Source organism: Pseudomonas sp. IT-P4 (assembly GCF_949767755.1).
GTDB lineage: Bacteria > Pseudomonadota > Gammaproteobacteria > Pseudomonadales > Pseudomonadaceae > Aquipseudomonas > Aquipseudomonas monachiensis.
Map to the genome: position 1 here is coordinate 56,341 of NZ_CATKPX010000029.1, position 21,965 is coordinate 78,305.

Genomic DNA, 21,965 nt, shown 5'->3' on the forward strand with positions numbered 1-21,965 from the left:
AGTTTGTCCGCGTGTTGCCGACTCTTAAGAGAGCCAAAGTATTCCTGGGTGAGAACCGTGAACTTATTCATCAATCAGTTGCACAAACACACTGATTTCAGAAGTGCGATCTACGCTGGCGACATCTTCCTCAACACCGAACTGAAAGCGGCAAAGGAACTCTGTGCCTTTGCCCAGGAAAGCATCACCGCCGCCTTCGATGGCGAGACCAACCACCAGGCGCTGCACACGCTGATGCCAGTGGAAGAGTTCGTGGTGCTGGTGACTCGCCTCAAGGGTCAGTTCACCAACAGCCTGCGCGCCAAGGAGCTGATCCGCAGCTTCACCGACGAAATCGGTGGCGCTGCGCAGGAGTTCATTTTCGACGTACCGCGCATCCGTGTCGTGCCCAACTACGACTACCTGCACGCTGGCGTCAGCTACGCCTACAAGCCCCATCGCGATACCTGGTACGGCGGTGTCGACTGCCAGATCAATACCTGGATGCCGGTCTACACGATCCAGCCCGAGCAGACCATGATGATCAACCCGGCCTACTTCGACGTCCCGGTGAAAAACACCTCGGCGCAGTGGAGCCTGTCCGACTGGATCGACGTGCAACGCCAGCGCGCCAAGGACAACGTCAAGGAAGAGGCGCGCCAGCACCCGGTACCCACTGAAGCGATCAACAACGCCTCTGAGCTGCGCATTGCCGGCAACACCGCCGAGATGCTGGTGTTCTCGGGTTCGCACCTGCACGGCACCGTGCCCAATTACACGCAACAAACCCGCTTCAGCGTGGACTTTCGCCTGATGCACCTCGACGACCTCAAGCAGCAGCGCGGCGCGATCAACGTCGACAGCGCCTGCCCGGATGTCGGCGCCGGTTTCAAAGACTACTTCCACGTCCACGACTTTTCGAATTTCCGAGGAATCCCGCAATGACCAAGCGTCGCATCACGCCCGCCGAAGCCCAGTACAACGAAACCCGTACCAATGTCCTGAAACGGGTCGATGCCGAATACGTGGCCGACGCGCCGTTCGTCTTCGCCAACCGCATTGGCGTGACCGCCGCATTGTCGCGTATGGAACTGTTCAAGAAAGTCGCCGAAGTACCGGGCGCGATCATTGAGTGCGGCGTGTACAAGGGCAACTCGCTGATGCTCTACATGCACCTGTCGATGATTCTCGAGCCGTATGCGATCAACCGCTCGATCGTGGGTTTCGACACCTTCGAAGGCTTCCAGAGCATCGACAAGAAAGAGGACCCGGCCGACGTCAACGAGACCATGTTCGCCGACACCGACCAGTCGCTGATCCAGGACATGATCGACGCCAACGACCTGTTGCGCCCGGTCAACCGCATTCCGCGTTGCGAGCTGGTCAAGGGCGACATCGTCAAGACCGTACCGGAGTGGGTCAAGACTCGTCCGGACCTGGTCGTGGCCATGCTGATCCTCGACACCGACCTGTACGAGTCGACCAAAGTCGCGCTGGAAACCTTCCTGCCGTACATGCCCAAAGGCGCGATCGTGGTGCTCGACGAAGTCGCCTACCGCAACTTCCCGGGCGAAACCAAGGCCCTGCGTGAAGTGCTCGACCTGAACAAGATCGAACTCAAGCGCCTGCCGTTCGATTCGTGCGTGGGTTACTTCCACGTCTGATCCAAAGACCTGGAATCTGATGCAATACCTGTGGGAGCGAGCTTGCACGCTCCCACAAGGGCAGGTCTCAGACCTCTGACCCGCCCCCTCGCCGCAAAAACACGACTCAGCAAACCTCGCGAGTCACCAGCATCCGCTCCCGAACCACGTCATACGCCCAGTGGTAGACGTAGGTGTACGGCAGGAAGAACAGCAACACACCGATATCCAGCACGAACGCCTGCCACAGGCTGACATTCAGCCACCAGGCGATCAGCGGCACGCCGAGGGCGACCAGACCGCCTTCGAACAACAGCGCATGCACCACACGGACCCAGGCGTTGTGGACGATGGAAAAGCGCTTGAGCATCCGGTCGAACATACCGTTGAACACCACGTTCCAGGCCAGGGCCAGGGCAGCCATGGCGATGGTCACAGCGCCCATGTCCAACATCGGTTTGTCCATGATCCAGGCCAGCAACGGGGTACAGATCAGGATGGCCAGCAGTTCGAAGCCGATGGCCTGGAAAATACGTTCAGTAATGGATTTGTTGGCGCTCATGGCCGAACTCCCTTGGGTGACGATGATTGCCATGATCCGTCATCAAGCCGATACTTCATAACCAATAACCATCGATCAGGGCGATAGTTCATGGCCTCTCACGAAGTGTTGCTGGCGTTTGTCGAAGCCGCGACCCAAGGCTCGTTTTCCGCCGCGGCGCGTAAATTGGGCCGCAGTCAATCGACCATCAGCGCGGCGGTGGCCAGCCTGGAAATCGACCTGAACCTGACCCTGTTCGACCGCAGCAGCCGCAAGCCCGGGCTGACCCCGGCCGGGCACGTCATGCTGCAACGGGCCGAAGAGATCCTGGCCGCCACCAGTCGCCTGGAAATAGCCGCCAGCCAACTGTCCCAGGGGGTGGAAGCGAAGCTGACGGTGGCGCTGTCCGATACCTATCAGTCGGACCGCTTCGAAGCCGCGCTCAGTGCCTTCGAGCAGCGTTACCCGGACCTGGAACTCGAATGCCTGATTGCCGAATGCGATGACCTGATGTCCCTGGTGCAAAGCGGTCGGGCGCAAATTGCCTTCGCCGAAATGCAGGACAGCTACCCGCCGGACCTGGTCAGTTCAACAGTGGACGAGCGCACGGAAATCGCCTTGTTCGTGTCCCCGACTCATCCGTTGGCGACGCTGGACTACGTCGACCGGGACGTACTGCAGCTACACCGCGAACTGCGTCTGGCCACCATCATCAATCCCTATGAAAGTCGGGCGAAGGGCCGCGTCTGGTCGGCGCCGAGTTATCTGATGCTGCTGGAAATGGCCCAGGGCGGATTCGGCTGGGCGCCGTTACCCCGCTGGCTGGTCGAGCGGTTCGGGCCCGACACGCTGCGGGAACTGGTGGTGCGCGGCTGGCCGAAAATGGTGTCGGTGGATGCGTTGTGGTCGCGGCTGAATCCGCCGGGGCCGGCGGGTAGCTGGTTGTTGGGCAAGATGCTGGAATAGCGGCGCGGCCATTCGCGAGCAAGGACACATCAATCCAGTGCCTTGAGCCGCTCTTCGATAAACCGCCGCTCAGGCTCTTGCCGGGTCAACGCCAGCGCACGTTCCCACGCCGCCCGCGCCTCTTGCTTGCGGCCCAGTTGCCGACAGAACTGCGCCCGCGCCGAATGCGCCAGGTGGTAGTCGAGCAGTTCTCCCCGCTCCAGGATGGCGTCGACCAAGGTTAGCCCCGCCAGTGGACCATCGCGTTGCGATATCGCCGCGGCACGATTCAACTCGATCACCGGCGACGGCACCGCTCGCAGCAAGACGTCATACAGACCGACAATCTGCGGCCAATCGGTTTCCCCCGCCGTCGGGGCTTCGGCGTGTACCGCCGCGATCGCCGCTTGCAGGCAATAGGGTCCGAATCGCCCCATGGTCAGCGCCTGTTCGACCAGCGTGCAGCCTTCACTGATCAACCCGGCGTCCCACAGCGAACGGTCCTGTTCGTCCAGCACAATCAGCTCGCCGCTGACCGAGGTCCTGGCCGGGCGGCGCGACTCGTGCAGCAGCATCAATGCCAGCAAGCCCATCACCTCAGGCTCCGGCAGCAGCTCCACCAGCAACCGGCCGAGACGGATCGCTTCGCGGGTCAAATCCTCGCGGATCAGTTCGGCCCCGATGGACGCCGAGTATCCCTCGTTGAACACCAGGTAAATCACCCGCAATACGCTGTCCAGGCGCTCGGGCAGCTCAGCGAGTGTCGGCACTTGATAAGGGATTTTCGCGTCGCGGATCTTCGCCTTGGCGCGCACGATGCGCTGGGCGATGGTGGCCGGGGCCGAGAGAAAGGCCCGGGCGATTTCCTCCGTGGTCAGGTCGCAGACCTCCCGCAGCGTCAGTGGCACTTGTGCGTCGGCCGCCAGGGCCGGGTGGCAGCAAGTGAAGATCAGCCGCAGGCGATCGTCTTCCACGTCTTCATCACTCCAGTCGGCCTGTTCCAGCGCCTCCAGTTGCGCGATCAGCAAAGGCTGCGACGCAGCAAAACGCGCGCGCCGGCGCAAGGCATCAATGGCCTTGAAGCGCCCGGTGGACACCAGCCAGGCCCGCGGATTGTCCGGCACGCCGTCACGCTGCCAACGTTCGACCGCGATGAAAAACGCCTCGTGCAAGGCCTCTTCGGCGAGGTCGAAATCCCCCAGCAAGCGAATCAGGGTCGCAAGAATGCGCCGCGAGTCTTCGCGATAGACCCGCTCGACCTGCGCCTGAACCGGCAGCCCCGGCATCTTAAGGATTCAACTGCCGAACGGGGCGCACTTCGACACTGCCGACCCGGGCCGCCGGAATGTTCCCGGCGACCTGGATGGCTTCGTTGAGGTCCTTGGCATCGATCAGATAAAAACCGGCCAACTGCTCCTTGGTTTCAGCGAATGGCCCATCGGTGATCGACATCTTGCCGTTGCGCATGCGCACGGTGGTGGCGGTCTGCACCGATTGCAGCGCCTCGGCGGCGACCATCCGGCCGCTGCCCTGGATCGACTCGGCATAGGCCATGCACTCCTCGTCCTTCGGGCTTTCCGGCAGCGAATGCAGCAGGCGCTCATCGCTGTAGACCAGGCATAAATACTTCATGAACGTCTCCTGACTCGAACGGATCAACTATGGCCGTGGATCGGCCAATTGGCGCGGCGCCCCGACAAATAACATCGATCAGGGTTTCAGGTCGAACAGGACGGTGCCGCTCATCATGTCGAAAGGCGCCGACCAGTGCTCATGGACGATCTGCCACAACCCGTCTTCCTGTCGATAGCACGCACTGCCGCGCATCCAGCAGGACTGGGTCTCGCCCTTGTCGTTGGTGCCGCCGCAATGGGCCAGCCAATGGGCGAAGGCGATCTCCTGGGACGCCTCGATACGGATGTCCTGGAACTCGAAAATGTGCGGGCCGGGGCACATTTTCATGCAGTCCTCCCAATGCGCGCGGTATGCCTCCTTGCCCTTGAATTGCAGGGCCTTGACCGCGTCGAAGGAGACGATGTCGTCGGCATACAGGGTCATGACTTTATCCACGTCCTTGGCCATTACGGCCTGACGATAGGTTTCGATCAGGTTCTGGATCTGGGTTTGCGAGTTCATGGTGGTTCTCCGTGGTTTTTATTGGAAGACACCCTTAGTCGTCTGGCGATCCGGCGAATCGACAGAAGAAATAAAAATAATCCATAACGCCAGACTCGCTAGAATCCGAGACTCATTTTCAGTTGGAAACAGGACACGCCAGTGACAGCCCGACTCGTGCCTTATGAAAGCCTGAACACGCTGCAGCGCCAACAGGTCGAGGCCATCGAAGTGCATCCGGAGCAAATCAAGTTCTCGGGTGACATCCACGGCGCCTTGCACACGCTGCTGTCCAGGCCCGGGCCTGGCGTCAAGGGCTTCGCCCTGCTGGCCGAGGATGTGCCCGTCGCGTTCCTGCTGCTCAAGCGCCCGCCGGTGTTGCCGGCCTGGGCCGATGAACACAGTGCCACCCTGCATGCGCTGCAAGTCGATCAACGCGCCCAGGGCAAGGGCTACGGCAAGGCCTGCCTGCAGGCGCTGCCCGAGGCTGCGCGCCTGGCCTGGCCGGAAATCAGGGGGCTGGAGTTGTCGGTGGATGCCGATAACGAAGCCGCCATCGCTCTGTATGCCAGGTTTGGCTTTGTCGACAGCGGCGAGGCGTACAAGGGCCGGATCGGCTATGAGCGGCGGATGGGGTTGGTGTTTTGACGGCTCGATAGTCACTACTGATATTGCTGACACAACACCGACCCTGTGGGAGCGGGCTTGCTCGCGAAAGCGGTGTGTCAGTCAATAGAGATGTCGAATGTACCGGCCTCTTCGCGAGCAAGCCCGCTCCCACAGGGGATCTACAATGTGGCTTACAACGCCAGCACCATCTCATGCCACGCCATGCCGCCATGGTCGGACGCCGAAGGCTTGATATAGGCAAAGCCGAAACCGGCATACAACGGAATGTGCCGCTCCTTGCACATCAGGTTGATGGTGACCTTGCCCATCCCACGCATGCGCTCGATGAACTCGCCCATCAGTCGCTTGGCCAAGCCTCGCCCCTGATAATCCGGGTGCACTACCACCGACATGATCACCACGTGCGGTCCGGCCGGGTCGTGACCGATCAGTTCCTTGAACGCTTCGTCCGACATTTCCACCTGGAACGCCGCACCGGAATTGATGAATCCGGCGACTACCCCGTCCACTTCCGCAACGATAAAACCCTCGGGCCAGGTCGCGATGCGGGTGGCGATCTTCTCGCGGGTCGCGGCCTCGTCACCTTCATAGGCAAGGGTTTCGATGGCAAAGCAGCGGTCCAGATCGGCGGGAGTGACGTTGCGGATGACGGTGTTCATGGCAGCTCGGAATCAGCATGGGAAAGGCTGGGGATGATAAATCAGCCGCTGTGGGACATCGAGAGACGAATCGGCCGATCCGCCTCTCGTGCAGGTGTCATGCCTTGATCGGCAGCCAGATTTCCAGCTTGCCGGTGTTGAGCTTGGGGTTGAAGTCTTCGCTGTAGCGCTCGAACTCCGGGGCCGCCAATAGCTCGTGGCCGGACTGCGGCAGCCAAGTGCCATGGATGTACTGGAAGGTTTGCGGCAGGGTGTCCAGCGATCCCTTGTGTTCAAATACCACGTACTGTTGTGGCTGAACTTCTACCCAGCGGTAGGTTTCCGGCAAGTCGTCGAGCTTGCTGATCTCGACTCCGGCGATGTAATCGAAGCCGCCCTTGCCGTCGAAATTGCAGCAGACGCCGTAGGTCACTTCGCCTTTTTGGCCCGGAATGTTCCCAATGTGGGGCTCGAGCTTTTCCCAGAGATCGGGAATGTCTTTAGTGGTCTCTTGGGTAAACCGTCCGCCAAGCCCTGCGATCAGCAGGAAGTGTCCGTGTTCAACGCGTGGTTCCGTCACTTCGACGCGTGTTTGCTCATCCATGGCTCGACTCCTGACGCATAAAAATGGGTTCGGCTGGGAGTATAGAAGCCAAACCCGATTCGCCCAATTACAGTGCGTGCAATTGCTCGACGGCAGCGGCGCCAACAAACTCGTTGTAACCCGATAGGATCACGTAGACCGCGAAATAACAGAAGATCGCTGCCGATGCCATGTAGGAATAACGCAGCAACTTGTCCCCCAGCAACTTGCCGCCATGGCTCGCGGCAAAGCACAAGCCGGCCGACCAGAGCAGCCCGGCACAGAGGAAACCGCCGAGAAACAGTGCCGAGCTGAGCGGGCCACCGCCACCGGAACGGGCGATCAGGGTACCGCCAACTGCCGCGAACCAGAGGATCGCGCTGGGTGAGGACATGGCCAAGAAAATGCCGCGGAAAAATTCCTTGCGGTGGAAGTTGTTCCCGACCTCTGCCGTCTCGGCCAGCAACGCCTCGTGGTGAATCGCCGAATAGATCATCTTCGCCGCGAAGTACACCAGCAGCGCCGAGCCACCGACCCACAACACCCAGCGCACGGTTTCGTATTGCAGCAACACGGTCATGCCGGCCAGTGCCAGTACTGCGTAGATCAGGTCGCCGACACAGGTCCCCAACCCCAGGGCAAAGCCCTGGAAATAGCCGCGCTGCATGGCCAGCGTGATCATTGCGATGTTGGCCACGCCGATATCCAGGCACAGCGAAAGGCTCAGCAAGAAGCCGCTGGTAAATTCCATCAACCCTATCCTTCGGACAAATTTGTTTACATAGAGGCTGGACAGTCTGCCACAGCTGCCCGTACATTCCGCCACAGGTCACCACTGACCTACGTCGCTCGGACGGTTCCGGGCGCTTACGTTATCCGAGGCAACAATGGCCGAACAAGGTTCGCCGCGCCGCTTTGCGCGCATAGATCGACTCCCCCCTTACGTTTTCAACATCACCGCCGAGCTGAAGATGGCCGCCCGTCGTCGTGGCGAAGACATCATCGACTTGAGCATGGGCAACCCCGACGGCGCCACGCCGCCGCACATCGTCGAAAAACTTGTGCAGGTCGCCCAGCGCGAAGACACCCATGGTTACTCCACCTCCAAGGGCATTCCGCGCCTGCGCCGGGCGATTTCCAACTGGTACAAGGACCGTTACGAGGTCGACATCGACCCGGAAAGCGAAGCCATTGTTACCATCGGTTCCAAGGAAGGCCTGGCGCACCTGATGCTGGCCACCCTCGACCAGGGCGACACCGTGCTGGTGCCGAACCCGAGCTACCCGATTCACATCTACGGTGCGGTGATTGCCGGCGCCCAGGTGCGGTCGGTGCCGCTGGTGCCAGGCGTGGATTTCTTCGCTGAACTGGAGCGGGCCATTCGCGGTTCGATCCCCAAGCCGAAGATGATGATCCTCGGCTTCCCGTCCAACCCTACCGCCCAGTGCGTGGAGCTGGACTTCTTCGAGCGGGTGATCGCCCTCGCCAAGCAGTACGACGTACTGGTGGTGCACGACCTGGCCTACGCCGACATCGTCTACGACGGCTGGAAAGCCCCGTCGATCATGCAGGTACCCGGTGCCAAGGACATTGCGGTGGAGTTTTTCACCCTGTCCAAGAGCTACAACATGGCCGGCTGGCGCATTGGCTTCATGGTCGGCAACCCGGAACTGGTCAACGCCCTGGCGCGGATCAAGAGCTACCACGACTACGGCACCTTCACCCCGCTGCAAGTGGCGGCCATCGCTGCGCTTGAAGGCGATCAGCAATGCGTGCGCGACATCGCCGAGCAGTATCGGCAGCGGCGCAACGTGCTGGTCAAGGGCCTGCATGAACTGGGCTGGATGGTGGAAAACCCGAAAGCCTCGATGTACGTCTGGGCCAAGATTCCCGAGGCTTATGCACACCTGGGTTCGCTGGAGTTCGCCAAAAAGCTGCTGGCTGAGGCCAAGGTCTGCGTCTCGCCGGGTGTTGGCTTTGGCGAGTACGGCGATGATCACGTGCGCTTTGCGCTGATCGAAAACCAGGACCGGATTCGTCAGGCCGTACGCGGGATTCGCGGGATGTTCAGAGCGGATGGCCTAGTCACTAAGTAACACGATGACCTGTAGGAGCTGCCGCAGGCTGCGATCTTTTGATCTTGCCGTGTAGAGTCAAAAGATCGCAGCCTCGTTACACTCGGCAGCTCCTACAGGTCACCCACAAAAAAACCGCATCGCTGCGGTTTTTTTGTGTCTGTCGATTCGCTTAGACGAACAGCGACAACAACAGGATAAAGCCCAGGCCAACCACGGAGAGGATGGTTTCCATCGCGGTCCAGGTCTTGAAGGTTTCGGCCACGGTCATGTTGAAGTACTGCTTGACCAGCCAGAAACCGGCGTCATTGACGTGGGACAGGATCAGGGAGCCTGCACCGGTGGCCAGCACCAGCAGTTCACGGTTCACACCCGGGATCATCCCCACCACCGGCACCACGATGCCGGCGCCAGTGATGGTCGCCACGGTCGCCGAACCGGTGGCGATACGGATCACCGCCGCCACCAGCCAGGCCAGCAGGATCGGCGAGATCTGTGCGTTCACCGCCATGTGGCCGATCACGTCACCCACGCCGCTGGTCACCAGCATCTGCTTGAAGCCGCCACCGGCACCGATGATCAGGATGATCGCGGCGGTCGGCGCGAGGCTCGCATCCAGCCATTTCATCATTTGGCTGGAACCGATGCCCTGCTTGTAGCCGAAGGTATACAGCGACAGCAGCAATGCCAGCAGCAATGCCGAAATCGGGTGACCGATCAGGTCCATGAAAGCGCGGAAGATGTTGCCATCGGGCAGCACCACGTCGGCAAACGTCTTGAGCAACATCAGGAACACCGGCAGCAGCACGGTCACCAGCGTGATGCCGAAGCTCGGCAGTTCAGCCGAATCGGTTTCGCGCGCCAGTTGATCCACCAGCTCCTGGTTCGGATGACCGGGAATGTGCTTGGCAATGAACGTACCGAAGATCGGGCCGGCAATGATGGCGGTTGGCAGCGCAACGATCAGGCCGTACAGAATGGTCTTGCCGATGTCGGCACCGAACACGCCGATGGCCAGCAACGGGCCCGGGTGCGGTGGCACCAGGCCGTGCACCGCGGACAGACCAGCCAGCAGCGGGATACCGATCTTGATGATCGACACGCCGGTGCGGCGGGCCACGATGAACACCAGCGGAATCAGCAACACGAAGCCGATTTCGAAGAACAGCGGAATGCCGACCAGGAACGCGGCGAACATCATCGCCCACTGCACTTTGTCCTTGCCGAAGGCGCGGATCAACGTCTGCGCAATCTGATCCGCACCGCCTGATTCGGCCATCATTTTGCCGAGCATCGTGCCCAGCGCGAGGATGATGCCGACAAAACCAAGCACGCCACCGAAGCCGTCCTGGAACGCCTTGATGATCGTGCCGATCGGCATGCCGGAGGTCAGCCCGAGGAAGGCTGCGGCGATGATCAGTGCGAGGAATGGGTGCAACTTGAACTTGGTGATCAGGACGATAAGCCCGATCACCGTGACCACTGCATCGAGCAGCAGGAACGTCTCGTGGGACATGCCAAACATTAGGGGTGTCTCCTGGTTGTTGTTGTTATTAAAGCGGGTTGATCAGAAGTCGTGAGGACAGCGCTGTCTTTGCAAACACAGTCATACCGCCTGCTTCAGGCCGTTCGCCTGCCACCAGGCATGAGCCTGCGCCGCCAGTTGCTCGACGCTATGGGTCGAAGCATCCAGCGCCAGGGTCAATGGCTCGCCGACGGGCGATTCGAGGGTGGCGAACTGGCTGTCGATCAGGGTCGAGGGCATGAAGTGGCCTGGCCGATGGGAGACACGGTCGGCGGCGACTTCGGGAGTCAACTCAAGGAACACGAAGCCCAGGCCCGGCAAGGCACTGCGCAGACGTTCGCGATAGATATGCTTGAGCGCCGAACAGGTCAGCACCGGGCGCTGGCCCTTGGCGTCGACACGGCGCAGTTCATCGCACAGGCTGTCGAGCCAGCCGGCACGGTCTTCATCGTTCAGGGGAATACCCGCGCTCATCTTTTCGATATTGGCGGCAGGGTGAAAAGAGTCGCCTTCAATGGCAGTGGCGCCGCTCAAATGGCACAGGGCCTCGCTGACGCACGTCTTGCCGCAACCGGCAACGCCCATGATGACCAGGGCGGTGATGGGATGATTCATGTAACACCTCAGCGCGCAGACAGCGCTACCTTTGCCAGTTATGACACTAGACCAAAAGCAGAAGTTGCCGACGCCTTTCTTGTCATTTTATGGGTTGCAGCAGGTTAGGTCCCGACACCAAAAAGCAAGGATCAGGCGAACCCTTGCTCACGCATTTGCAGCTGCATCGAGACAGCGCTACCTTAGTGCCTTGAATTTTGTTTGGCAAGCCGTCGATGAACACAACCAAGAACGATAAAAATACCCGCACCACTGGCCGCCCTACCCTGAACGAAGTTGCCCGACTGGCCGGCGTCAGCCCGATCACCGCCTCCCGTGCCTTGCGTGGCGTCAGCACCGTGGCCACCGAACTGGTGGAAAAGGTGCAGAAAGCGGCGCTGGAACTCAACTATGTGGTCAACCCCGCCGCCCGCGCCCTGGCCTCGGCCCAGAGCCATTCGGTGGTGGTGTTGGTGCCTTCATTATCCAATTTGCTGTTCATCGATACCCTGGAAGCCATTCATCAGATTTTGCGCCCCAAGGGCTTCGAAGTGCTGATCGGCAACTTCCATTATTCGCGCGATGAAGAAGAAAACCTGCTGCGCAACTACATGGCCTATCAACCCCGCGGCTTGTTGCTGACGGGTTTCGACCGCACTGAAAGTTCGCGGCGGATGATCGAAGCCAGCAACATCCCGTGCGTGTACATGATGGAACTGGACAGCGCCGCCGGGCTCAATTGCGTTGGTTTTTCGCAACTGGCCGCCGGCGAAACGGCGGCCGAACACTTGCTGTCCCGCGGCCGCAAGCGCCTGGCCTACATCGGCGCGCAACTAGACCAGCGTACCTTGCTGCGCGGCGAAGGCTTCCGCAAAGCCCTGCAAAAGGCCGGTCGGTATGACCCGGACCTGGAAGTGCTGACGCCCCGTTCCTCCTCCGTCGGCCTCGGCGGCGAGTTGTTCCTGCAACTGCTGGCCAGTCATCCGGATGTCGATGCGATCTTCTTCGGCAACGATGACCTGGCCCAAGGCGCCCTGCTTGAAGCCATGCGCTGCGGGATCAAGATCCCGGAACAAGTGGCGATCCTCGGCTTCAACGACTTGCCCATGTCCGAACACATGGTTCCGCGCCTGAGCAGCATCAACACCCCACGCGAAGCCATCGGCCGCCGCGCGGCGGAGCAGATGCTGACGCTGATGGCCGGCAACACCGTGGCCAAGCCGGTGCAGGACATGGGGTTTGAGTTGAAGGTGCGCGAGAGTACATAGTTTCCCGTCTCGCCAAGTGTAGGAGCTGCCGAAGGCTGCGATCTCTAAAAATCAAGATCAAAAGATCGCAGCCTTCGGCAGCTCCTACAATTGCATATACGCCTTTCGCGATGGAGCAGCTCAAATGGAACATACATTGAAGATTCTCGGCAAAGCCTCGTCCATCAACGTCCGAAAAGTGCTGTGGACCTGTGAGGAGCTGGGCATAACCTACGAACGCGAGGACTGGGGCAGTGGTTTTGCATCCACCCACAGCCCCGAGTTCCTGCGCTTCAATCCCAACGCACAGGTGCCGGTGATCATCGATGAGGCCGGCGTGTTGTGGGAATCCAATACCATCTGCCGCTATCTGGCCGGCAAACACCAACACCAGCACGATCTGCTGCCCGTCGAACCGGCGGCACGCGCCCGGGTTGAGCAGTGGATGGACTGGCAAGCCACCGAGCTCAATCCGTCCTGGAGCTATGCGTTCATGGCGCTGGTGCGCAAGGACCCGGAGTTCCAGGACGCCCATCGCCTGGAAGTCGGCATCCGCGGCTGGAACCAGAAAATGGGCATCCTCGAGCATCAACTCGCGACCACCAAGGCGTATGTCGCCGGGCCACGCTTTACCCTGGCCGACGTTGTCATCGGTTTGTCGGTCAACCGCTGGCTGATGACGCCGATCGACCGGCCCGACTACCCCGCCGTCGATGAGTATTTCAAACGCCTGGCGCAACACCCCGGTTTCCTGAAGCATTGCTGCAACGGCTTACCCTGAATGGCCACAGGTTGCCGCCACACACAATAAAAAAGGGTCCCTCTACCGGGACCCTCTTTCATTTGCCGCGACTAGTTCAATTGCAACGTCGAATTGAACTGACTGATCGCATCCACCACATGCCGCGAACCCTGCTGGATTTCCAGAATCACCTCCCCTGCCTCATTCGCCAATTCAACGCCGAGCCCGGTTCGACTCAGGCTCGATTGCATGCTCGACACCGCGCTGAGCGACAAATCGTGGTTCTTGCGCACCACCTCGACAATCTCCAGCGTCGCCTGACTGGTGCGCGCCGCGAGGCTGCGCACTTCATCGGCCACCACCGCAAACCCGCGCCCGTGCTCACCGGCGCGGGCCGCTTCGATTGCCGCGTTGAGCGCCAGCAGGTTGGTCTGATCGGCAATGCCGCGAATGGTCTGCACGATGGTGCCGATGATGTCGGACTGTTTGCTCACGGCGTCGATGCTCAGTGCCGCCTCATTCAAGTCCCGGGAAATGTCCTGGATGATCTGCACCGTCTGCTGCACCACTTCGGAACCCTTGCGCGCGCAGACGTCGTTTTGCACCGAAGTGCTGTGGGCCGATTCTGCGGCGGTTTGCAGGGTGGTCATCTGGTGGGTGATATCGCTGGCGAACTTGACCACTTTGTATAACCGCCCCTTGGCGTCGAACAACGGGTTGTAGGACGCCTCCAGGAATACCGTCTGACCCTGCTTGTTCCTGCGTTCGAAACGGTGGGAGTGATATTCGCCACGGTTAAGCGAAGCCCAGAAATTCCGGTAACCCTGGGACTCGGATTCGGCACGGTGGCAGAACAGGCTGTGATGCTGCCCCACCACTTCATTGAGCGAGTACTGCATGGTTTTCAGGAAGTTCTCGTTGGCGCTGATGACCTTGCCTTCGGGCGTGAACTCGATCACAGCCATTGAACGACCGATCGCGGCGAGCCTGCTTTCGTTTTCGTGTTCCTTGTTGATCCGTGCGGTGATGTCGGTGGCTACCTTGATCACACTTTTCACCTGCCGGTCGGGGCCCAGCACCGGCATATAGCTGGCTTCGAGCCAGATCTCCCGGCCACTCTTGTGCAAGCGCAAAAAGGTCCCGCTCAGCGGCTCGCCCCGCGCCAGGTCACGCCACAACCTGGTGTACTCGTCGCTGCGGTAATACTGCTCCTCACAAAAGACCCGGTGATGCTTGCCGCGCACTTCGTCGGCGCTGTAGCCCATGGCATTGCAAAAGTTTTCGTTGGCATCGATGACGGTGCCATCCGGGGTGAACTCAATCATCGCCATCGAACGACTGATCGCCGCCAACTTGGCATTGGCCTCAGTCAGCGCACAGCTGAAGCGTTCGATTTCCAGCAGGTCAGCCTTGTGATGTAGGTTGAACATGGTTGTATCACCTTCAGCGCGGTTTTTGATTGATGAAAGTTGCAGGTCTTTCACATCCACCACTACGTTCCACGGAACAGGCACACGCATCCCTCCAAAAAAGAAGGACTAGTCAGGTGATAATTGATGATCAATCGGAGGGTCCTTACAGCGACACGCTCATCAAGACATCCTTCTCTTGATAGCCCGCATGCGGGCCAGCCCTAACAGGTTCACAACAAATTCCATTTAACGGACAACTCCCTGTCACCAAGTGTTGGTGCGTTCGTTTGCGCACTCTTTCGCCAAGCCATCAACCGCCCCATCACGGCCGATATGGTTAGTTACAGCTGATCATAGACAGCAACCTTGGGCTTGCAAGGCCACTAGTCGGCCAGCATTGAGGACAAAAACGATTCAGCTGCTTGTTGGGGGTTGCCGCCCGTCGAGCATGAGAACGGCACAGGCCAGCAAATTGGCGTAAGACTTGCTCGCGAAGACGGCAGCTCAAACACTGCAGCAACGTCAGAAAGCACTACAAGCTGGCACTCACCCTGGTGGCCACCTCCCCCGGCACCCAGCCCTTCCACACCTGCGGCTGCTCACGCAAAAACGCTTCGGCGACTTCACGGGGTTTCTGCCGTTTTTCACTCATCTGGCCCAGGGTCTGGTTCAACAGATCAATCGGCAGGTCGACCTTTTCGAAAAACGTCACCAGATCCGGATACTGCGCCTTGAACGGTGCCGACACGCCAATGGCCAGGCTGGCCGGCATCGAGCGCGTGCCTTTGGGGTTCGGGTTTTTGGCGTCGGCCAGGGTTTTCCAGGCTTCGGCGTCGAACGGTGGCTCGTCGAGTTTCACCAGTTTGAAGCGCCCCAGCAGCGGTGTCGGCGACCAGTAGTAGAAGAGCACTGGTTTGCCTCGGCGGATCGACGACGCTACTTCTGCGTCCAGAGCTGCACCGGAACCGGTGCGGAAGTTGACGTAGCTGGCGGTCAGGTCATAGGCCTTGAGTTTCTGGCTGTTGACGATTTCCGAAGTCCAGCCGGTCGGGCTGTTGAGGAAGCGTCCGCGGCTCGGGTCTTCAGGGTCGCGGAATACGTCTTTGTATTTCGCCAGGTCAGCAACGGACTTCAACTCCGGGGCCAACGGCTTGATGCCGCGCTCGGGATCGCCCTTGATCACGTACTCCGGCACCCACCACCCTTCGGTGGCGCCCTTGACCGTATCGCCGAGGCCAAACACCTTGCCCTCCGCCGCCGCCTTGACCCAGGCGGGGCTGCGCCCTGCCCACTCTTCACCGATGACCTGGATATCGTTTTTCGCCAGCGCCGCTTCAAGGCTGACGGTGCTGCCCGGCAGCGTGTCGGTCGGGTAGCCGTAACCTTTTTCAACGATCAGGCGCAGGATTTCGGTGATGAGGCTGCCGCTTTCCCAAGTGATGTCGCCAAAGTGGATAGGTGCCGTTTTTTCCGTGGCCGATGCGGGGTGGGACAACAGGCTCAGGGCCAGCAGCGAACTGCCGAGCAGGGTTTTGATCGATCTCATGCGGACCTCTTGTTCTGGAGGGGACGGTTCAGGGATTGGTTGGCGCTGTGCCGGTCGCACAGGGCCTGGGAGCGGCTCATGTAGTCGCTGACTGAACGCAGGGAAATGCCCAGCGCAGCGGCAATTTGCGGATAGGTCAGGCCGTCGATCCGCGACAGCAGGAAGGTCGAGCGGACTTTGCCTGGCAGCCGCTGAAGACTGCGCTCCACACGGGTCAGGGTCTGGGACAACTGAGCCAGTGCCTCCGGCGATTCGGCGTGGACCGGCTCGGCCTGTTGCAGTTGCTGAAGGTACTGGCGCTCCAGATCACCTCGACGCCAGCGCTGATAGAGCAGGCGTCGGGCGATGGTGGTGAGCAAGGCACGGGGTTCACGGATTGCCGTCAGGCTTGGGGCCTGGAGCAGTTGCACGAAGGTTTCGCCGACAATGTCTTCGACAGCGGCGGCATCGTTCAGGGACTGACGCAGTCGCGTGCAGAGCCAGTGGTAGTGGGCGCGGAACAATCCGTCCACGTACTTGCGATGAAGAATATCGGCGCCGGACATAGGGGCTCCTGGGTTAGGGGTCGCTGAATGTCCGGTGGTCCGGTGAGGCGAATCCTAGCAAGGAGCCTTATTCATTAATAATATTTAAAACTTATCTTTATATTCATTTATGGAATTAAAAATAACTCCTGACAAGCCTCTATCGCAAATCCCCATACCCCAACGTCTCAGCCTCACGCTGATAGTCGAGCACAACCTGATAGTCGCTTTCGTTGGCCGGCAGCACCTCTGGCAAACCGAGGGTTTCGGCAACCTCTGGCAGTTCGCGCAACGCCAGGTTCATCAGCTTCAGCAGCTCTTCAGCCAGTTCATCGCTGACCGTCGCGGCAGTAATGAACGGTAAGGCGGGACTGAACGCACTGCGGGCGATCACCCGCAATCCAGCCACTTCCTCTGCGGCATGGCGTGCCAGATAGGCAAAGGTAACGCTGTCGATGGCCGCCAGATCGGCAAGATCTTCGCGCAACCAGCGCAGGCTTTCTCGATGGCTGCCGCTGATTCCGACCCGGGCAAAAAAACGCCCGTCACGTTGCAGTGGCGCCAACCGGTGGCGCAGCAGGTTCATGCCGCTGTTGGAGTCCAGGCCATTGATCACGCCTCGGCTGCCGCGAAAATCCGCCAGGGTTCGCCGTGCATCATCAATCCGTCCCAGAATCAGGCTGCAATGATTGCCGCCACTGCTGTCCGGCAGCTCGTAACGAGGTCGCCCCAGCACCCGGACCTTGCCGCGCAATGCCGTCATCAGCGGATAACCACAGGTTTGTGTCAGCAGCAAGTGCGGCGACAACCACATCTGCATCAGGGACAGGCCTTCGGTATCACGGCGGGTGCCGCCCAGATGCTCGAAGATTCGCGCCAGCCAGCGTGCGTTGGCCTGATGGATGGGGTCGGGGGCGGTGTACATCAGCAGTTCGGCAATGTGTTGGGTCATCGAAATAGTCCCATGCAATGAAAATCCCCTGTGGGAGCGGGCTTGCTCGCGAAGGCGATTGGACATCCAGCATTTAAGTGGGCTGGCACACCGTATTCGCGAGCAAGCCCGCTCCCACAGAGGGAAGGTGTCCAACAAAAAAATCAGTAAAACGGATGCCTCGGGCTGTCGATGGCCTTCACTCCATGCTCACGCCACAACTGCCCATAACCCTGCACCAGGAATCCACCACTGCGCGCCAGCCATTGCTCACGGCGGGCCCGGTAAGCGTGGGGCAAGTCGTACCAAGGCAACCCCGGCAACTCGTGATGCACCAGATGAAAATTGAGGTTGAGGAACAGCCAGCGCCACGGCCACGCCGCTTCATTGAGCACCGTGCGTTGCTCCGGCGCGGCATGAGGCCGATGTTCATAGTAGGAACGAATCATGGCGATCGACAGCGCCGGCACACTGATCAAAAACAGGTAATGCCAAACCGGCAATACACTGAAGCTTGCGATAAACAGCAACATCAACCCGGTCATCAAGCCGTGACTCAACCACATCAGCCAGGCCTGTCGCTCGCCCGCTCTCAGGCGTTGCAGCTCTTCCCGGGCCAGCGCCAGCAAGGCCAGCGGTGCACCCAGGGCAAAGCGGCCGAGCACGGTTTTGTTCAGCCAGCACAGGCTGCGCACCAGCGGTGAACTACCCTGCCACTGCCCGGCGCTCAGGTAACGGCTTTCCGGATCTCGACCGGGAATCGTCAGGTCCTCGTCGCGGTGATGCAGCAAATGGCTATCGCGGTACAAGGTGTACGGATACCAGACGGCAAATGGCGCGTAGCCCAGGATTTTGTTCAGGGTTGGCCAGCGCGTGGGATGGCCGTGCAGCAGTTCGTGTTGCACGGATAACCACAGCACCAGCAATGGAATCAGCAACAGCGTGCTCCACCACAAACCCAATCGATGGCTGTTCAATACGATGCCAAACCAGACGCCATACACACTGATCAACAGCAACCAGGTCGGCCATTCGGTGCGGGCGGTGAAGCGACGGCGCAGGGTTTCGATTTCTGCTTGGTGGGCGCTATCAAAGTAATGAGGCATGGCGTTGCTCAGATCGGGGACCAGTCCCCTTCTGTGCAATGACCTTGGGAAATCTTGCAGATTATTTTCAGGAGGATCGCTCCCATGTTGCATGGGAGCGATCAATCAATGCGGGATCAGTGACCGAACACGCCGACCTTCTTGGCTTTCTTGTCCGCGCGCTTTTCAATGGCGGTTTTCGCTGGTTTCTTTTTCGCCGCTTTCTTTGAATCCATACCTTTGGACATGATGCGTACTCCACTCATGGGGATGTGAGATCAGGTATACACCTATCCCGGCGCGCGCGTTCTTTTATAATCGCCCGCTTTGCACACCGACAGCCAAAGACCATGCCCGACACCCAATACGCCCTGCTCGACGAGCCGTTATGGCCATTGATGAACAAGTTCTATCGCGCTCACCAGTCATCGATGAAAGCGGTGCGCGACGCGCAGTTGTGGGTGGCCCGACGTGACCGGATTGTTGCCGTGCTGTGTTTGCGTCCGGTGTCCGGCGGGCATTGGCTGACCGGATTGCTGGTCGATCCGGCCTGTCGCGAGCAAGGGCTTGCCGCCGGGTTGATTGCGGCCGCGGTGAAGGAGTGCGAACTGCCGGTATGGCTGTTCTGCCATCCGGACTTGCGGGGGTTTTATGAGCGACGCGGGTTTACGTTCGATCCGCCGATGCCATACGCGATGGTTGAACGGTTGAGCCGCTATGCGCGCAGCAAGCCGATGATTGCGATGGGGTTGGCGCCGAAGTAACCGGGATCAAAAATGTGGGAGCGGGCTTGCTCGCGAAGGCGGTGTATCAGTCGCCAACAATGTTGACTGACCGGACCTCTTCGCGAGCAAGCCCGCTCCCACAGGGTTTTGCGGCGATTTAATCGTCCGCGCCGGGATCCAGGTCCGGGAACATCACCTCGGTGAAGCCAAACTTGCTGAAGTCGGTAATGCGCGACGGGTACAGTCGGCCGATCAGGTGATCGCACTCATGCTGCACCACCCGTGCATGAAACCCCGAGGCAAAGCGCACGATGGGTTCACCCTTGGGGTCGACGCCTTCGTAGCGAATCTGCTGATAACGCTGCACCGCGCCACGCAGGCCAGGCACGGACAGGCAGCCTTCGAAGCCCTCTTCCAGGCCCGGGCTCAGCGGTGTAATCAACGGGTTGATCAGGATCGTCTGCGGCACGGCCTCGGCATCCGGATAACGCTCGCTGTGCTCGAAGCCGAAGATCACCAGTTGCAGGTCGACGCCGATCTGCGGAGCCGCCAGGCCAACGCCCCCCACGCTTTCCATGGTCTGGAACATGTCATCGATCAGTTGCCACAGCTCGGGGCTGTCGAACATTTCGACCGGCACTGGCGGGGCAATGCGCAGCAGGCGCTCATCGCCCATTTTCAGAATTTCACGAATCATGATCAGGTTTCATCAATGGTCGGTTTGTGTGAGTGATCGCGGCCCAACCCCGATACATGGTGCTTTTCCTCATGGACGGGACCATGCTCGCCAGCCACTTTTTCGCCAGGGTCCTTGCCCTCTCGCGACATGTGCTCGATCACGGCATTCATTTCCGCGCCCAGCAGCAGCACTGCGGCGGAAATGTAGAAGTACAGCAACAGCACGATGATCGCACCGATACTGCCATACATGGCGTTGTAGTTGGCGAACTCCTTGACGTACAAACCGAAGCCCAGGGACGCGATGATCCATACCACCACCGCCAGCACTGAGCCTGGGGTGATGAAGCGGAATTCCTGTTTGACGTCCGGCATGACGTAGTAGATCAACGCCACCGCGACCATCAGCAGGATCACGATCACCGGCCAGCGCGCGATGGTCCAGAGGGTGACGATGAAGTACTCAAGGCCGACCTGCGCAGCGATCCAGCTCATCACCTGTGGCCCGAGCACCATCAGCGCGGCGGCGATCAGCAGCATGCCGGCAATGCCGACGGTGTAGATGATCGACAACGGAAAGCGTTTCCACAGCGGGCGCCCTTCAACCACGTCGTAGGCGGCGTTCATCGCGCTCATCATCAGCCGCACGCCGGCGGAGGCGGTGTACAGCGCAATCACGATACCCACCGACAGCAGCCCCCCCTTGGACTGCTGAAGCTGGTCAATCACCGGGTTGACCTGCTCCAGCGCCTGGGGCGGCAATACGAGTTCCGATTGCAGGCGCAGCCAGGAGAAAAAGTCGGGCAGATGCAGGAAGCCGATCAGGGCGATCAGAAACAGAATGAACGGAAACAGCGAAAAGAGCATTTGATAGGCCAGCGCCGAGGCATAGGTCGACATCTCGTCGGCCATGAACTCGGTGACCGTGCGCATCATCACACGGTGCAGGGGCAAGCCTCTCATGTCCGGAAAAATCATTCGCGTCTCCATTCGCCGCATACGGATTGGGGTTGAAGTCGTGGCGACTCAGGGGCTGTTTTCTTTCATCAAGGTAGCCCAGTTGGCGACTTTGAAACAAATTCAGCGTGCAAGTTCAGGCTGACACAAAAACGGCCATCTGAAGATGGCCGCGTCTTCTTTTCATTTAAGACATTTCAATGCAGGAAAGTCGTTACACAAGGTTGACCGAGGGCTTTTGCGGGGAGTTTCATTTATTTCACCACGACATTTCATCGTTCAATGCAGGTTGCGCTTTATGTTTGCGGGCCAACCCCTGAGAATGCGCAACACATTCAGGCCTTGGCGCTGAAGATCCAATCCCGTAGGAACGTTATGAAACTCGATAAAAAGCAGGCCATTGCCCGCAGAAACCAGGAACTCGGCGGTGCTGTGCTTGGCGTCAACAACTGCCACTTCGCCGAACTGAACCGTAACCGCAACATCTGGTGGTTCGACCTCCCGGTGACGCGCCTTGCAATCGGTCAGTACGAGTGGATTCACCTGCTGATGCACACGCCGGCCACCGACGAACTGCTGCACCTGAAAGTGCCGACAGTGTTCCTGCGCGAGAAGCTCGAAGGCCTGGTGGTGCGCAATGAAGGCAAGCGCAAGGCGGCATTGAGCCTGGAACTGAGCGCCGACAAGGACTCCTTCCTGCAGGACATGCGCCCGGCGGGCACCAACGTCAACTTTGCACCGTTTCGCCAGTAACCCAAAAAGCTAAAAGCTTGCTCCGGGCGGCGTTCCGACGAAGACGGCCTGACAGGCACCAATGACTTATCAGGCATCCAAAAAAAGCCCCGCATCT

25 protein-coding genes and 1 pseudogene are annotated in these 21,965 nt (G+C 59.8%); 9 read left to right on the forward strand and 17 right to left on the reverse strand.

The window, feature by feature from the left end; all coding sequences use genetic code 11:
• The first annotated feature begins 57 nt into the window (after positions 1-57).
• Both ACM6IT_RS11985 and ACM6IT_RS11990 read left to right on the forward strand, forming a co-directional pair.
• The gene (locus ACM6IT_RS11985; RefSeq protein WP_056725895.1) at positions 58-924 is read left to right on the forward strand and encodes a hypothetical protein; all 867 of its coding nucleotides are present in this window, start codon (positions 58-60) and stop codon (positions 922-924) included.
• Positions 921-1,643, forward strand: a complete 723-nt coding sequence (locus ACM6IT_RS11990; protein WP_056725897.1) for a TylF/MycF/NovP-related O-methyltransferase — start codon at positions 921-923, stop codon at positions 1,641-1,643. The genes ACM6IT_RS11985 and ACM6IT_RS11990 overlap by 4 nt, the downstream gene beginning before the upstream one ends.
• 106 nt (positions 1,644-1,749) lie before the next feature.
• On the opposite strand, the gene ACM6IT_RS11995 is transcribed toward ACM6IT_RS11990, so the two are convergent.
• Complete coding sequence (locus tag ACM6IT_RS11995; protein ID WP_056726323.1) at positions 1,750-2,184, reverse strand: multidrug/biocide efflux PACE transporter; 435 nt, start codon at positions 2,182-2,184, stop codon at positions 1,750-1,752.
• Between the two features lie 90 nt (positions 2,185-2,274).
• On the opposite strand from ACM6IT_RS11995, the gene ACM6IT_RS12000 reads away from it, so the two are divergent.
• Entirely contained in the window at positions 2,275-3,129 is an 855-nt protein-coding gene (locus ACM6IT_RS12000) for a LysR family transcriptional regulator (protein WP_056725899.1), read from the forward strand.
• 29 nt (positions 3,130-3,158) lie between these two features.
• Here ACM6IT_RS12000 and ACM6IT_RS12005 read toward each other — a convergent pair whose 3' ends face one another.
• The 3 genes from ACM6IT_RS12005 to ACM6IT_RS12015 form a co-directional block, all read right to left on the reverse strand.
• The gene (locus tag ACM6IT_RS12005) at positions 3,159-4,394 is read right to left on the reverse strand and encodes an RNA polymerase sigma factor (RefSeq protein ID WP_056725902.1); all 1,236 of its coding nucleotides are present in this window, start codon (positions 4,392-4,394) and stop codon (positions 3,159-3,161) included.
• Between the two features lies 1 nt (position 4,395).
• Positions 4,396-4,740 carry a YciI family protein gene (locus ACM6IT_RS12010; protein WP_056725904.1) on the reverse strand — a complete coding sequence of 115 codons (345 nt, stop codon included), beginning with the start codon at positions 4,738-4,740 and terminating at the stop codon, positions 4,396-4,398.
• Between the two features lie 78 nt (positions 4,741-4,818).
• A complete protein-coding gene (locus tag ACM6IT_RS12015) occupies positions 4,819-5,244 on the reverse strand; it encodes a YybH family protein (RefSeq protein ID WP_056725906.1) in 426 nt (141 codons plus the stop codon).
• Between the two features lie 141 nt (positions 5,245-5,385).
• Here ACM6IT_RS12015 and ACM6IT_RS12020 point away from each other — a divergent pair, with 141 nt between their 5' ends.
• Entirely contained in the window at positions 5,386-5,871 is a 486-nt protein-coding gene (locus ACM6IT_RS12020; protein WP_056725909.1) for a GNAT family N-acetyltransferase, read from the forward strand.
• Between the two features lie 152 nt (positions 5,872-6,023).
• Here the strand turns inward: ACM6IT_RS12020 and ACM6IT_RS12025 are convergent, their stop codons facing one another.
• The 3 genes from ACM6IT_RS12025 to ACM6IT_RS12035 form a co-directional block, all read right to left on the reverse strand.
• Complete coding sequence (locus ACM6IT_RS12025) at positions 6,024-6,512, reverse strand: GNAT family N-acetyltransferase (protein WP_414918060.1); 489 nt, start codon at positions 6,510-6,512, stop codon at positions 6,024-6,026.
• Positions 6,513-6,609: 97 nt separating this feature from the next.
• A complete protein-coding gene (locus tag ACM6IT_RS12030) occupies positions 6,610-7,095 on the reverse strand; it encodes a GyrI-like domain-containing protein (RefSeq protein WP_414918061.1) in 486 nt (161 codons plus the stop codon).
• A gap of 67 nt (positions 7,096-7,162) precedes the next feature.
• Positions 7,163-7,825: a LysE family translocator gene (locus ACM6IT_RS12035; protein WP_414918062.1), complete on the reverse strand. Its 663-nt coding sequence runs from the start codon at positions 7,823-7,825 to the stop codon at positions 7,163-7,165.
• Between the two features lie 136 nt (positions 7,826-7,961).
• Here ACM6IT_RS12035 and alaC point away from each other — a divergent pair, with 136 nt between their 5' ends.
• On the forward strand, positions 7,962-9,170 hold the full coding sequence (alaC, locus tag ACM6IT_RS12040; RefSeq protein ID WP_056725916.1) for an alanine transaminase: 1,209 nt from the start codon (positions 7,962-7,964) through the stop codon (positions 9,168-9,170).
• Positions 9,171-9,321: 151 nt separating this feature from the next.
• On the opposite strand, the gene ACM6IT_RS12045 is transcribed toward alaC, so the two are convergent.
• Both ACM6IT_RS12045 and ACM6IT_RS12050 read right to left on the reverse strand, forming a co-directional pair.
• Positions 9,322-10,674, reverse strand: coding sequence for a GntP family permease (locus ACM6IT_RS12045; RefSeq protein WP_007974485.1), 1,353 nt, complete (start codon positions 10,672-10,674; stop codon positions 9,322-9,324).
• Between the two features lie 81 nt (positions 10,675-10,755).
• The gene (locus tag ACM6IT_RS12050; protein WP_414913169.1) at positions 10,756-11,289 is read right to left on the reverse strand and encodes a gluconokinase; all 534 of its coding nucleotides are present in this window, start codon (positions 11,287-11,289) and stop codon (positions 10,756-10,758) included.
• A 215-nt stretch (positions 11,290-11,504) separates the two neighbouring features.
• On the opposite strand from ACM6IT_RS12050, the gene ACM6IT_RS12055 reads away from it, so the two are divergent.
• Together ACM6IT_RS12055 and ACM6IT_RS12060 are read left to right on the forward strand one after the other, a co-directional pair.
• A complete protein-coding gene (locus ACM6IT_RS12055; RefSeq protein WP_414913168.1) occupies positions 11,505-12,536 on the forward strand; it encodes a LacI family DNA-binding transcriptional regulator in 1,032 nt (343 codons plus the stop codon).
• A 124-nt stretch (positions 12,537-12,660) separates the two neighbouring features.
• A complete protein-coding gene (locus ACM6IT_RS12060) occupies positions 12,661-13,296 on the forward strand; it encodes a glutathione S-transferase family protein (protein WP_409078369.1) in 636 nt (211 codons plus the stop codon).
• Positions 13,297-13,367: 71 nt separating this feature from the next.
• Here ACM6IT_RS12060 and ACM6IT_RS12065 read toward each other — a convergent pair whose 3' ends face one another.
• The 6 genes and pseudogenes from ACM6IT_RS12065 to ACM6IT_RS12090 all read right to left on the reverse strand — a co-directional run bounded on the left by ACM6IT_RS12065 (position 13,368) and on the right by ACM6IT_RS12090 (position 18,776).
• Positions 13,368-13,907: a methyl-accepting chemotaxis protein gene (locus tag ACM6IT_RS12065; RefSeq protein WP_227698141.1), complete on the reverse strand. Its 540-nt coding sequence runs from the start codon at positions 13,905-13,907 to the stop codon at positions 13,368-13,370.
• A 9-nt stretch (positions 13,908-13,916) separates the two neighbouring features.
• Positions 13,917-14,777 (reverse strand): annotated as a pseudogene (locus ACM6IT_RS12070) (PAS domain-containing protein); the annotation flags it as partial.
• Between the two features lie 424 nt (positions 14,778-15,201).
• A complete protein-coding gene (locus ACM6IT_RS12075; RefSeq protein WP_414918063.1) occupies positions 15,202-16,215 on the reverse strand; it encodes an ABC transporter substrate-binding protein in 1,014 nt (337 codons plus the stop codon).
• Entirely contained in the window at positions 16,212-16,760 is a 549-nt protein-coding gene (locus ACM6IT_RS12080) for a sigma-70 family RNA polymerase sigma factor (RefSeq protein WP_414918064.1), read from the reverse strand. Before ACM6IT_RS12080 ends, ACM6IT_RS12075 begins: the two co-directional genes overlap by 4 nt.
• 139 nt (positions 16,761-16,899) lie before the next feature.
• Positions 16,900-17,691 (reverse strand): phosphate/phosphite/phosphonate ABC transporter substrate-binding protein, encoded by a 792-nt coding sequence (locus ACM6IT_RS12085; RefSeq protein ID WP_414918065.1) that lies wholly within the window; start codon positions 17,689-17,691, stop codon positions 16,900-16,902.
• A gap of 143 nt (positions 17,692-17,834) precedes the next feature.
• Entirely contained in the window at positions 17,835-18,776 is a 942-nt protein-coding gene (locus ACM6IT_RS12090; RefSeq protein ID WP_056725930.1) for a fatty acid desaturase, read from the reverse strand.
• A 329-nt stretch (positions 18,777-19,105) separates the two neighbouring features.
• Between ACM6IT_RS12090 and ACM6IT_RS12095 the strand changes: the two genes are divergently transcribed.
• Positions 19,106-19,519, forward strand: coding sequence for a GNAT family N-acetyltransferase (locus ACM6IT_RS12095; RefSeq protein ID WP_409078372.1), 414 nt, complete (start codon positions 19,106-19,108; stop codon positions 19,517-19,519).
• 118 nt (positions 19,520-19,637) lie between these two features.
• Here the strand turns inward: ACM6IT_RS12095 and def are convergent, their stop codons facing one another.
• Positions 19,638-20,177, reverse strand: a complete 540-nt coding sequence (def, locus tag ACM6IT_RS12100) for a peptide deformylase (RefSeq protein ID WP_414918066.1) — start codon at positions 20,175-20,177, stop codon at positions 19,638-19,640.
• A 2-nt stretch (positions 20,178-20,179) separates the two neighbouring features.
• Positions 20,180-21,136, reverse strand: a complete 957-nt coding sequence (locus ACM6IT_RS12105) for a YihY/virulence factor BrkB family protein (RefSeq protein WP_056725935.1) — start codon at positions 21,134-21,136, stop codon at positions 20,180-20,182.
• Positions 21,137-21,490: 354 nt separating this feature from the next.
• Here ACM6IT_RS12105 and ACM6IT_RS12110 point away from each other — a divergent pair, with 354 nt between their 5' ends.
• A complete protein-coding gene (locus ACM6IT_RS12110; protein ID WP_008054262.1) occupies positions 21,491-21,868 on the forward strand; it encodes a hypothetical protein in 378 nt (125 codons plus the stop codon).
• Positions 21,869-21,965 lie beyond the last annotated feature (97 nt).